The 11,582-nt window shown below is 71.6% G+C and carries 13 protein-coding genes and 1 pseudogene; 5 read left to right on the top strand and 9 right to left on the bottom strand.

Going from position 1 to position 11,582, the window contains the following annotated elements; translation table 11 throughout:
* Window positions 1–168: pseudogene (locus AB0K17_RS24865) on the top strand (SAM-dependent methyltransferase); the annotation flags it as partial.
* Between the two features lie 87 nt (window positions 169–255).
* Here AB0K17_RS24865 and AB0K17_RS24860 read toward each other — a convergent pair.
* Window positions 256–1,686 (bottom strand): MFS transporter, encoded by a 1,431-nt coding sequence (locus tag AB0K17_RS24860; protein ID WP_365968069.1) that lies wholly within the window; start codon window positions 1,684–1,686, stop codon window positions 256–258.
* A 161-nt stretch (window positions 1,687–1,847) separates the two neighbouring features.
* Here AB0K17_RS24860 and AB0K17_RS24855 point away from each other — a divergent pair, with 161 nt between their 5' ends.
* Window positions 1,848–2,711: a helix-turn-helix transcriptional regulator gene (locus AB0K17_RS24855; protein ID WP_365968070.1), complete on the top strand. Its 864-nt coding sequence runs from the start codon at window positions 1,848–1,850 to the stop codon at window positions 2,709–2,711.
* A gap of 16 nt (window positions 2,712–2,727) precedes the next feature.
* Here the strand turns inward: AB0K17_RS24855 and AB0K17_RS24850 are convergent, their stop codons facing one another.
* From AB0K17_RS24850 to AB0K17_RS24835, 4 genes are all read right to left on the bottom strand, one after another.
* Entirely contained in the window at window positions 2,728–2,910 is a 183-nt protein-coding gene (locus tag AB0K17_RS24850) for a hypothetical protein (RefSeq protein WP_365968071.1), read from the bottom strand.
* 111 nt (window positions 2,911–3,021) lie between these two features.
* On the bottom strand, window positions 3,022–4,155 hold the full coding sequence (locus AB0K17_RS24845) for an aromatic acid exporter family protein (RefSeq protein WP_365984295.1): 1,134 nt from the start codon (window positions 4,153–4,155) through the stop codon (window positions 3,022–3,024).
* Between the two features lie 77 nt (window positions 4,156–4,232).
* Window positions 4,233–4,529 carry a GlsB/YeaQ/YmgE family stress response membrane protein gene (locus tag AB0K17_RS24840; protein ID WP_365968073.1) on the bottom strand — a complete coding sequence of 99 codons (297 nt, stop codon included), beginning with the start codon at window positions 4,527–4,529 and terminating at the stop codon, window positions 4,233–4,235.
* Between the two features lie 105 nt (window positions 4,530–4,634).
* A complete protein-coding gene (locus AB0K17_RS24835; RefSeq protein ID WP_365968074.1) occupies window positions 4,635–5,498 on the bottom strand; it encodes a helix-turn-helix transcriptional regulator in 864 nt (287 codons plus the stop codon).
* 163 nt (window positions 5,499–5,661) lie between these two features.
* Between AB0K17_RS24835 and AB0K17_RS24830 the strand changes: the two genes are divergently transcribed.
* Window positions 5,662–6,717, top strand: a complete 1,056-nt coding sequence (locus AB0K17_RS24830; RefSeq protein ID WP_365968075.1) for an aldo/keto reductase — start codon at window positions 5,662–5,664, stop codon at window positions 6,715–6,717.
* 39 nt (window positions 6,718–6,756) lie between these two features.
* Window positions 6,757–7,053, top strand: a complete 297-nt coding sequence (locus tag AB0K17_RS24825; protein ID WP_365968076.1) for a putative quinol monooxygenase — start codon at window positions 6,757–6,759, stop codon at window positions 7,051–7,053.
* A gap of 59 nt (window positions 7,054–7,112) precedes the next feature.
* Here AB0K17_RS24825 and AB0K17_RS24820 read toward each other — a convergent pair whose 3' ends face one another.
* Together AB0K17_RS24820 and AB0K17_RS24815 are read right to left on the bottom strand one after the other, a co-directional pair.
* A complete protein-coding gene (locus AB0K17_RS24820; protein ID WP_365984294.1) occupies window positions 7,113–7,580 on the bottom strand; it encodes a hypothetical protein in 468 nt (155 codons plus the stop codon).
* A gap of 51 nt (window positions 7,581–7,631) precedes the next feature.
* Complete coding sequence (locus AB0K17_RS24815; protein WP_365968078.1) at window positions 7,632–8,372, bottom strand: class I SAM-dependent methyltransferase; 741 nt, start codon at window positions 8,370–8,372, stop codon at window positions 7,632–7,634.
* A gap of 210 nt (window positions 8,373–8,582) precedes the next feature.
* On the opposite strand from AB0K17_RS24815, the gene AB0K17_RS24810 reads away from it, so the two are divergent.
* Window positions 8,583–8,930: a hypothetical protein gene (locus AB0K17_RS24810; protein WP_365968079.1), complete on the top strand. Its 348-nt coding sequence runs from the start codon at window positions 8,583–8,585 to the stop codon at window positions 8,928–8,930.
* Window positions 8,931–9,080: 150 nt separating this feature from the next.
* Here the strand turns inward: AB0K17_RS24810 and AB0K17_RS24805 are convergent, their stop codons facing one another.
* The gene (locus AB0K17_RS24805) at window positions 9,081–10,121 is read right to left on the bottom strand and encodes a vWA domain-containing protein (RefSeq protein ID WP_365968080.1); all 1,041 of its coding nucleotides are present in this window, start codon (window positions 10,119–10,121) and stop codon (window positions 9,081–9,083) included.
* Window positions 10,122–10,237: 116 nt separating this feature from the next.
* Window positions 10,238–11,500, bottom strand: a complete 1,263-nt coding sequence (locus tag AB0K17_RS24800) for a hypothetical protein (RefSeq protein ID WP_365984293.1) — start codon at window positions 11,498–11,500, stop codon at window positions 10,238–10,240.
* Window positions 11,501–11,582 lie beyond the last annotated feature (82 nt).

Here is an 11,582-nt window from a genome sequence, read left to right as displayed (position 1 = left end):
GCCAACGGCCTGGTGCCCATGAACGTCGTCGACCTGACCGCCGCCACCATCCCCTACTGGGAACTGCGCGCCCAGTCCTCGCTGGCCACCGGCGTGGAGGACCCGTTCCTGACGGCCTACAAGGAAGGCAGCTTCCACTACCTCCTCATCGCCGCCGACCGCATCTGACCCGGCCGGCGGAACAGCGCAAGGGCGCGGGGGAAGCCGTCACCGGCTTTTCCCGCGCCCTTCGGGCATCGGCGGCCCCGCACGCGGTCACCCCCGCCGCTCCCCGCGCGGCAGCCGGAACGCCAGCAGCGCCGTCACCACCAGGACGATCCCCACCGCCGCGAGGGCCTGCCGCATACCGGTGAGGGAGAAACCCTCACCTCCGTCCCCCAGCAGCGTGCCGAACAGGGCCACGGCCAACGCGCCACCCGTCTGCCGCAGGGCGTTGAGCAGGCCGGACGCAGTGCCCGCCCGGTGCTCGGGAACGGCGTCCATGAGCAGGGCGGTCAGCGCCGGCACGGCCAGCGCACCGCCCATGCCGGTGGGAACCAGCATCAGCACGACCGCCCACAACGGAGTGCTCCCGCTGAGCGGCAGCAGAACGAACATGGCCACGGCCAGGATCGCCTGACCCGACACGATGACCACACGGTGCCCGAACCGCTCCGTCAGCCGCGGCGAGAGCAGGTTCATCGACGTGATGACCGCCGACAGAGGCACGAACATCAGCCCCGCCGCCGTCCCGGACATCCCCCGCAGCTGCTGCAGGTACAGGCCGAGCAGGAAGACGACACCGTAGAAACCCGCGTTGATCGCGAAACCGGCCGCCAGCGGCACCGTCACCCGCCCCTGCCGCAGCATGCCCAGCGGAACCATGGGAGCGGCATGCCGCTTCTCCGCGGCCACGAAGGCCACGCCCCCGAGGACCGCCACCACCGCCGCGACCAGTACCGGAGCGGACGTCCAACCGCGGTGCCCGCCCTCGATGACCGCGTACGCCAGCCCCGCCAGCGCGGCCACGGCGCTGAACTGACCCAGCGGGTCCAGCGGCGCGGGACGGCGCGGCGAGGGCGCGGTGCGGGCCAGGAGCAGCAGAATCACCGCACCGACCGGCAGGTTGAGCAGGAAGACGGCACGCCAGTCGGCCACCTCGGTGAGCACACCGCCCAGAACCGGCCCCGCCGCCATGGCGACCGAACCGCCGACCGTCCACAGGGCGATGGCCCGGGCCCGGCGCCGCGCGTCCCCGTACGCCTGCCGGATCAGCGCCAGCGACGCGGGCATGACCACCGCGGCCGCCGCGCCCTGGACGAACCGCGCGCCGACCAGCGAGCCGATGCCCGGCGCCACCGCGCAGCCGAGCGAGGCGAGCGTGAACAGCGCGACGCCCCACGCATACGCCCGCCGCGCCCCTGCCCGGTCGGCCAGCGCCCCGGCGGACAGCAGCAGGGCCGCGAACATCAGCGTGTACGAGTCGACGACCCACTGCAGCCCGGCCATCCCGCCGTGCAGGGAGGAGCGGATCGCGGGCAGCGCGATGTTGACGGCCGAGACGTCGATGGTGATGACGGTGAAGCCCAGCAGCGAGGCGACGAGCGCTATGGATGCGGACCGCTGCGGGGCCACCGCGGGAGCGGGGGAGGGGGCGGCGGGCAGCGTGACGGATCGCTGCTGCGAGGAGAGCGTGGCGGGCGGCATGACGAAGCACCCTTTCTCGGGGTCGGGTCGTGGACATCGGCCGGCGTCCACCACAGTGCGCCGCCCGCCGCCGCCCCGGCAGACCGCGCCGTGCCGGGGTGCGCCGTGCCTGGCCCTGTCACGGCCCCCCACGCGCAGCACCCGTCTGGGATCATGGAGGGATGACACACGCCACCGAACTGGGCAGATACCTGCGTGCCCGGCGCGCGCGGATCACCCCCGCAGAGGCGGGGCTGCCCGCCGGGACCGGGATACGCCGCACCCCGGGGCTGCGCCGCGAGGAGCTCGCGACGCTCGCCGGGGTGAGCGTGGACTACTACACGCGGCTCGAGCGCGGCCGCGAGACCAACCCCTCGCCGGCCGTCATCGAGGCCATCAGCCGCGCCCTGCGCCTGTGCGGCGACGCCCACGAGCGCCTGCAGGACCTCGCCGACCTGGCCTCCGGCCGGCAGGCCCAGCCACGCAGCACCGGGAGCGCCGAGCACACCGTGCGGGAGTCCGTCCTGCGCATGCTGGAGACCCTGCGCCCGCTGCCCGCATACATCGTCACACCGTTCAACGACGTACTGGCCGCCAACGCGCCCGGGCGGCGGCTCTTTCCCGGCCTGTGGGACTGGCCGGCGGAACAGCGCAACCACAGCCGCTATCTGTTCCTCCACCCCGAGGGGCGCACGCTCTACGAGCCGTGGGAGGAAACCGTCGCCAAGTCGGTGGCGCACCTGCGCGCCGTCGGCGGCGCCGACCCTGACGCGCCCCGGCTCGCCGCCCTGGTCGGCGAACTGCTGCTGAAGTCCCCCGACTTCGCCCGGCTGTGGGAGCGCTACGACGTCAAGGAGCGCTCCGGCGGCCCCAAGACCTTCAACCACCCCAAGGCCGGCATGATGACGCTCACCTTCGAGGTGATGAAGCTCGCCGGCACGGGCGGGCAGCGGCTCGTCGTCTACCAGGCCGAGCCGGGCAGCGCCGACGAGGCGGCCATGCTGACCCTCGACCCCGCGGCCCGCACCGCGCAACAGCCCGCCTGATCACGGCCGGGCGGGGTCAGCGGCGGTTCCTTCGATCCGTCAGCAGGACGTGGGTCTGGGCGCCGGCGGCCATGGCCATGGAGGCGCTGGCCAGGGCCGTGCTCCAGGCGGGGTACTGGTGGTCGCTGAACACCAGCATCAGGAGGAAGGTCAGCAGGGTGACGGCGCAGGACCACGTGACATGGTGCATACGGGGCACGGGGATCTCCTTTCTGCGTGAGCCCGGTACGGAAGGTGTGGCAGGGCGTCTACCCGCGACACCGTGAGGGCCACGGCAGACCACCCGTGTGGGTGTGCCGCACGGCAGCCCTCACCCGTGCCCCTGGTCGGGCTCCCCCAGCTCGTGCAGGATGCGGGAGGCGTCGATGAGCAGGGTGCCGTACACGTGCCAGCGCTCCGTGGCGGCCTGCCGGGGGTACCGGGCGATGAGCTCCTCGCAGCGACCCGTGGCTTCCTCCATGGCCCGCCGGGCGGCGTCGTCGTCCGGCCCGGTACGGCCGGGGCAGTGGTGACCGAGCGCGTCCGCGATGCGATGCAGCAGGCCGGCATAGGCGGCAAGGAAGTCGTGGGCCGGCCCGTCGGTGCACGCGGCGGCCTGGCGAAGACCGCGCACCAGCGAGCCCAGATGGGCGACGACGCGGGCGAGCACGTCCAGCGACACCAGGCACGTGCCCAGCCCGGCCGGCTCCCCGGACCGACGGCTGCGCGGGTTGAGCCTGCGGTTCTCCTCCTCGCCGCGCACGGTGGCCCGCGCCGCGTCGACGCGCTCGCCGAGCCGGCGGCAGCGCCGGCCCCATCCCTGGACGGATTCCCCCGCGCACCGGCCGTCGCCGAGCGCGAGCGCCACGTCCTTCACCAGCCGCCGCGTGTCCTGCCAGACGTCGTCGACCTGCTCCCGGGCGGAGGCCGGGTGGAAGGAGGGGGCCGGCAGGAAGTGGGCCACGAGCCCGCAGCCCACGCCCAGGGCCACCGCTGCGACCATGTGGGTGATGTAGCTCCACCGGCCCAGGCCGGAGGTGAAGACGAACGCGGCGACGACCGGTATCTGGTACCGCTGCCCGCCCAGTGACGAGGTCTTCGCCGCGACCAGGGCGAACAGCATCACCAGCGCCAGCGTCCACGCATGCACCCCGGCCGTCGTCCCGAGGACACCGGTCACACCGGCACCGATGACCAGCGCCCCCAGATACCGCAGCGCCTCCCACAGCGACCGGTACACCGTGCGCTGCAGCGCCAGCAGCGCGGTGAACGGCGCGAAGGCGCGTACCTGCGCGGGCAGCAGCCGGCCGGCCAGATACCAGGCCACCACCGTGGCCCCCACCGCCTTGAGCTGCAGCAGGACGTCGTTGCGCTCGGGGCCGGGCCGGTGGGCGGCCCGCAGGAGATACGACCACGGCCGGGCCAGGACGCACCGCACGACGGCGGAACGGGGACGAGCCCGCACCCGTCGCTGCCGCGGGTGCGGGCTCGTCCGCTCACCGGGTCCCCCGGCCGTGCCGGGCCCGGGCCGCGGGACGGGCGTCACGCGTGCGAGTGCCGACCGTGCCCGTGGTGTCGGTGGCTCCGCCCGGCGAACACCCGGTACAGGGCGAGGATGATGACGGAACCGACGACCGCGGCGATCCACGTCGACAGGTGGAAGAAGCCGTTGATCGATTCAACGCCGAACATCACCTTGCCGAGGAAGCCGCCCAGCAGCCCCCCGACGATGCCGATCACCATCGTCACCAGCACGCCTCCGGGATCCTTGCCGGGCATGAGGGCTTTGGCGATCGCTCCGGCGAGCAGGCCGATGATGATCCAGGCGAGGATGCTCATGGTGCGTGTCCCTCCTTCATCAGTGACTGATGAGGCGCTTAACCTGCCGCTTCGCCCTCAAACCGGCCGACCCCGACGAACATGTGCCGCGCAGTGCAGCCGGGCTCAGCCCACCGACCGGCTCTCCTGAGCCCACGCCGCCAGAAGCCGCAGCGCCGTCTGCGACGGGGAGCCATCCTCCACCGTGTGGGCCACCAGCGCCTGGTCCGGGTCGTCGGGCAGCCGCAGCGTCTCGAACCCGAGGTCCAGTTCCCCGACGACCGGGTGCCGGTAGACGTACCGTCCGTGCGTCTTGTCCTTCAGCTCGTGCTCCGCCCACGCCCGACGGAACTCCGGGCTGCCCGCGGAGAGTTCGTCGAGCAGCGCTGCCGTCTGCGGATCGTCCGGATGACGCCCCGCATCGAGCCGGAGATAGGCCGCCACATCGCTCGCCTTGCCGCGCCAGTCGGCGTACAGGCTGCGCATCCCCTCGTCCAGGAACACCAGACGCGCCAGGTTCCGCTGCCGGGGCGGCAGCGCACCGAAATCGGTGATCAGCGCCGCCGCGAGCCGGTTCCACGCCAGGACGTCGGTGTTCCGGCCGACCACGTACGCCGGTACGTCGGACGCCGACTCCAGCAACCGGCGCAACCCCGGCCGCACCTGCTGCGACGGCGGTGGCCCGTCGGCACGGTCCGCCTCCGACCACGGCCGCGCCAGCCGGTACAGATGCTCGCGCTCCACCGCGCTCAGGCGCAGGGCGCGGGCGACCGCGTCCAGCACCGCTTCGGAGAAGTGCAGGGTGCGCCCCTGCTCCAGGCGCACGTAGTGGTCCACGCTCACCCCGGCCAACCGGGCCAGCTCCTCCCGGCGCAGCCCCGGCACACGCCGCTGACCGCCGTAGTCCGGCAGCCCCAGCTCCTCGGGGCGCAACCGCGCCCGGCGGGACCGGAGGAACTCACCCAGTTCTGCGCGTCTGTCCAAAACCATGCGCCAAGTATCGCCGTCCCGTCCCTCCCGCGGCCCTTGCGAGCCTGGTCATGCCGTGCCCAGGCACCGGCTGCCACTGGGTGGGCCGTCGCCCGGCGACCAAAGTGATGGTCACCGGAACGAACCCGGCCCCGCACACCACCTCACGAAGGAACACCTCGTCATGGCGACCACTCACCTGCCCACCCGCCCCCTCGGCACCACCGGCATGGACATCACCCGCATCGGCCTCGGCTCCTGGGCGGTGTCCGGATCCGGCTGGTTCTTCGGCTGGGGCGACACCGACGACACCGAGTCGATCACCGCCATCCGGCACGCACTCGACGCGGGCGTCAACTGGATCGACACTGCCGCCGTCTACGGCCTCGGCCACTCCGAGGAACTGATCGGCAAGGCCGTCGCCCACCTGCCCGAGGCCGACCGCCCCTACCTCTTCACCAAGGTCGGCCTGGTCTGGGACCCCGACAACCCGCAGGCCGCACCCCGCCGGATCATGAAGCCGGCCAGCGTCCGCCGCGAGGTCGAGGACTCGCTGCGCCGGCTGGGCGTCGAGCGCATCGACCTGTACCAGGTGCACTGGCCCGACACCGGCGAGTCCCTGGAGTACGCGGGCGACGGCAGCGGCGCCGTCTCCCCGAACGCCACCCCGCTGGAGGAGTACTGGCAGGTCATGGCCGACCTCAAGGCCGAGGGCAAGGTCCGGGCGATCGGCCTGTCCAACCACTCGCCCGAGCAGCTGGCCGCCGCCGAACGCATCGCCCACGTCGACGTCGTCCAGCCGCCGTTCTCGGCCGTCAACCGCGGCGCCGCGGACGAGATCGCCTGGGCCCGCGCCCACGACACGGGCGTGATCACCTACTCCCCGCTGCAGTCCGGCCTGCTCACCGGCACCTTCTCCGCCGCACGCGTCGCCGGTCTGCCCGCCGACGACTGGCGCGTCGCCCACCGGGACTTCACCACCGGCCTGACCGCCAACCTCCATGTGGCGAACGCACTGCGCCCCGTCGCCGCCCGGCACGGCGCCACCGTCGCCGAGGTGGCCATCGCCTGGGTGCTGGCCTGGCCCGGCATCACCGGGGCCATCGTCGGCGCCCGCAAGCCCGGCCAGGTCGACGGCTGGATCGGGGCCGGCTCGGTGCACCTGACGCCGGACGACCTGGAGGAGATCGCCACCGCCATCACCACGTCTGGCGCCGGCACCGGCCCCGCCCGCCCCTGAAGCCACCCCTACCGCCACCGCACCAGGAGATCACCCCTTATGTCCCTCACCGTCGTCGCCGAGTGCCTGGCCGCCCCCGGCCAGGAGGACCGCCTGCGCACCGCCCTGGAAGCGATGATCGAGCCGTCCCTGGAAGAACCCGGCTGCCTCGCCTACCGCCCCTACACCGACCCCAACAACAGCGCCCGCATGGTGATCGTCGAGGAGTGGACGGATCCCCGGGCCCTCGCCGAGCACTTCACCACCGCCCACTTCCACCACGTCGAGCACGTGCTGGACCGTGTCCTCGCCGAACCGATGACCATCCGCAAACTGATCGCCGCTCCCACCGACTGACACCCACCCACCGACCGCCGGCCGGGCACGCTCCACCGTGCCCGGCCGGCTGCCGGCGATCACCGCAGCTCGCGGATGCCGTACACCAGGCAGACCGCCCCGATCCCTCCGGTGACCAGAGCGCCCAGGACGGCGCCGACCTGCCCCCAGTCCATCGTCATGGTGAGCACGGCGGCCCCGAGGAAGAGCACCCCGAGGCCGACGAGCAACTGCCCCGCCCCGTTGCCGCCGTCCACGGATCCCACAGGCGCATCGACCGTCACCGTGACCGACTCGACCACCCCGTCCGGATTGCGCACCGGCACCGTCACCTCCTGACGGCCCTTCCCCCGCGGCTGGTACACCTGCCCGCTGTGCCGCTCCAGCACTTCGGCATCACCCACCGACCGCGCGGTCGCGGTGCCCTCGTGGCCGGCGCTCACCTCGCGCAGCTCCGCCAGCATCGCGCGCCGGGCGGCCTCCGGGCTGCCGAAGCTGTGCCTGGAGCCGACCCCCTTCGCCGAATCCTTGCCGTGACCGAAGTGCATGACTGTTACGTACGCCCATTTCGCCATGGCGGACAGACTAGGCACTCGCGGTCAGGCACGGCAGCGCAGCATCTCCAGCGGGGGATTGGCCCGCAGGTCCGCCCAGAAGTCCGCACCGAACCTCCGCAGACCGGCGTCGGACACCTGCAGCGGAACCCACGTCACGTCCTCGAACCCGGCGGCCCGCAGACACTTCTCGTAGACCTCCCGTCGCGGGCAGGTGCTGACGAACGAGATCGGCGGATCGAGCAGGGCCGTGACCCGGATGCGTGGCCCGGTCCCGGCCTGCTCGCCGGTCGGTTCGCACAGGAAGCCGTACGCGGCCATGGACGGCCCGTCGAAGCGAAAGTCGGGCGTTTGGAGCAGCACGAAGAACTCGCCTCCGGGCACCAGGCTGCGGTGCACATTGCGGCACATCCGCTCCATGACGGCGACGTCCTCCGCGTAGCCGAGGAGCTGTACCGCCGTCGCGACGTCGAAGCGCCGCCCGAGGGGGCGCAAGTCGGCCACGTCGCCCACCTCGTAGCGCACGCCCAGCGGGTCGCGCTCCTCCCGCTCGCGAGCCGCCGCGACCATGGCACCGGAGATGTCGACGCCGAGCACCTCCGCGGCACCGCGCCGCTTGAACTCCCGGCTGTAGAACCCGGTACCGCTGGCCAGGTCCAGGACCGACCGGCCGCGCACGTCCCCGACCATGGCCAGGAAGCCGGGCACCTCCACGTAGCGTGCCAGCGGCAAGGACTTGAAGCCTTCGAACGCGTCACCGATCTCGTCGTACTGCTGCACACCCACCGCCGCCGTCCTCCCCTGCTCCGCCGGGAGGTGGCGCCGCCCGGCACGCCGAAGCCGCCGGTGGGCAGTCTCCCCGCACGGGCGCGGACACTCGTACTGGCAGAAGCCACAAAGATGCGAACCCCCGCGCATCGCATCACCCACGTGCGCGTTTAAGCTGTGCTTCTTCTCGAACAGGGGGACATGCAGAACATGGGTGGCTGGGTTTGGATGGTGATCCCTGTGGTCATCGTCGGCGGTGGATGGGTGCGCGACAGCGTCCGGGACGCCTTGAAGAACCGGCATGAGCGCAAGATGGAGCTGCTCCGGGTGACCGAGCGCCAGCAGCTCGCGCTGGAGGCCGCGAACCGTCCCCCGGAGCCCGTGTGCGGCTGCACCCATCACCTGGCCAAGCACGACAAGCAGGGCACGTGCCACGAAATGGTCGACGCCCCCATCGCCTGGGACGCCGAGCGCAAGCCGGTGCAGTACGAGGCCCGACGGTGCAACTGCCAGCAGTACGTCGGACCCGAACCGCTGGGTACCGTCTTCGCTCCCGAGCTCACCGACCTGCGCTGAACCCGGGCACACACCCGCACTTCGCCGAGCGCCTCACCAGCATCCTGGCCGCCGCCACAGCGCTCGACGCGGCGGCCGGACCACGCCCCCACACTCCTCGACTCGATCGTCGCCCCCGCCTGATCGGGTCGGCGGGGGCGCGTGAGGGCGTCAGATCATCAGGAGCAGGCGGGTGTGGGGTACGAGCTTGCGATTGACACTGGTGCTCTGCACGAAGATGGTGAAGTCGTCGTTGTGGTCGGGCTTGACGCGGACCTCCGTGTCGGGCAGACCGAGCAGGGTCCGGGCCTGCGGACCGGTGTAGACCCGGTCCGTCTTCTTCTCCAGCACTGCGATCTGCTTCTGCGCCTGGATCTTCTCGGACTTGCTCAGCTGATAGAACGCGCAGCCGGTACGGTAGGTGTGGCCGCATTCGACGACCCATTCCCGGATCGCTGCTTCGCGGGCCACCGGGACGAGCTGGTATTCCGAGGGATTCATCGGAGTGAGACCGGCTGCCTGGATGGTGTCCTTGTTGACCGCGTCGGCACCCGTGGAGAACACCGCCCGGGAACCGCGAATTCCCTTGGTGCGGCCCATCATAAAGTTTTCGGTGGCCTGCTGGATGACCTGCCCGGCCTCTTCCAGGCCCTGTGTGCTGGTGGCGTCCCAGATGGCGATGTTGTCCTTCGGGAAGCCGCACTGCATGGCTTCGCGCTTCCCCATCTGATCGGGCACGAGAACGGCCAGCGTCCAGTTGTCCTGCTGCGTGGCCATCATCGTGGCCACGGCCTGCACCAGCTCCCGCGTGCCCTTGGCGGCGACGTCCGGGCAACGGTGACTTGCGTTCTCCTGCCCGTCGGTCAGAACGAACGTCAGGAAGCTGTGGTCACCGTAGAGCTGAGCCGTCTGCGCCAGCTCCCGCTGCGACTTGAGCGTGGCCGCCAGCAGAGCCGTCATTCCACCGACCCGGTACAGCTGCTTCAGGGACGGCATGCGCAGCACGTCCTTGTCGTAAATGACGCATTCCACCTTGTCGGCGAATACATACACCGTCACACGGGTTTCCTGGTCCAGCTCCTGCGACCGGCGGGCCAGGTACGCGATCTGCTGATCGGCGACTTCGACGACTTTCTGGCTGAGGTGCGACATGGACGAACTGGCATCCAGCACAAGGGCAACGTGATTGATGTAGTTCTGGTTTCCGGACATGGCCGTTCCCCCTCTTTCCGACTAGGTGCCCTCACCTTCTCACCCACCACTGACAATCGCCCCGGACCCCGGTCCGGATGGGGGACACCCGGCGGCTGCGAGGGCGGCTGCACCGGTCAGCCGGTCGGCAGGCGGCGGCTGTAGACCTTGCCGGTCTCGTTGAAGAGCGCCGTGGTGCCGAGGCTGTTGACGAGGAGGGAAACCGGCGTCCAGGAGATACCCGCCATGTCGATCCGTTCCGTCCGGCCGGTCCACATGTCGCGCCGGAAGATGTCCGTGGCCTGGTTGGTGTCGCCGGGCACCAGGTTGTCGGCGTCCGAGGCGAAGACGACCCAGCGGCTGTCGGCCGTCATGGTGCCACCGTAGGAGCCGCCGACGGTTCGGGTGCCCGGCAGTGGGCGGCCGGCCGCTGTGGTCGTGCCCCGCCACAGGTCGCGGACGTAGAGCTCGTCGTGCGAGGCGTTCGGGTCCGTGCCGTTGCCGTTGGGTTCGGGGGTCCTGAAGAGCGCGTAGCGCCCGTCGGGGCTCAGGCTTGCGCCGAGGAGGGCTTCGCGCGGCGCGCCGGCGGCGTCGATGCTCGCCCTCTGGATCCGGCCGGTGTGTGCGTTCCACACGTAGAACTGGGGCGTCCTTCGCGGCCGGGGCGGCCGCGCCCCCGTGACGGTGGGAGCCTGGGCAGGAGGCACGAGGTTGGTGGCCGTCGAGCGGAAGCCGATGGTGGAGCCGTCCGCGCTGATGACGGGATTGTCGCAGCCGCGGTCGGCCGGGGAGCCGTCCGGAGCGGTCGTGATCAGCCGGGTGGTGCCCTTCCAGCGGTCGGTGACGTAAATGCCGCTGCCTTGGCGCGAGGCGTACGCCACGTACCGGCCGTTCCAGCTGATGGTGGGGCTCTCGAAATCCTCGGCACCAGTGGTGACCTGTCGGGTGTGTCCGCTCCGGCGGTCCCGGACGAAGATCTGCCAGCTGTTGCTGCCCGGGACGACCGAGCTGAACGCCACGGACCGGCCGTCGCCGCTGATGGCCGCCTCGCCCGCCCCCAGCGGCGAACCGTCGTCGCCGAGGCTGACCCGTTCGATGCGCCCGGTGCGCAGGTCCCGGACGAAGGCGTCGTAGTTCAGATCGGTGTCGCCGGGCACCAGATTCGACGCCAGGGAGACGAAGAGGGCGTACCTGCCGTCCGCGCTCATCCCGGACGCCTCCGACCAGCCGTTGGGCTGCGCGCCGTCGAGGCCGAGGTCGACCTGGACGACGCCGTGCTGATCGGGGGCTGCCGCCCGGGCCGGTAACGCCGCCCCCGACAAGAGGACGACGGCCGCGAGCCCGCAGCCTCCGCGTACCGCCCACCGTCTTCTGTGCCCCTTGTTGGTCCGTCTCACCATGATCAGTCCTCCCCTGGTGTCGAGCCGGCCCGCATCCCGCCCGTGCCGGCGGGCCAGGGAGAGCCAACTGGCGGTCGGGGCG

The organism is Streptomyces sp. NPDC049585 (assembly GCF_040675615.1).
Taxonomy (GTDB): Bacteria; Actinomycetota; Actinomycetes; order Streptomycetales; family Streptomycetaceae; genus Streptomyces; species Streptomyces luteosporeus.
This window is presented reverse-complemented; position numbering and strand designations above follow the sequence as displayed.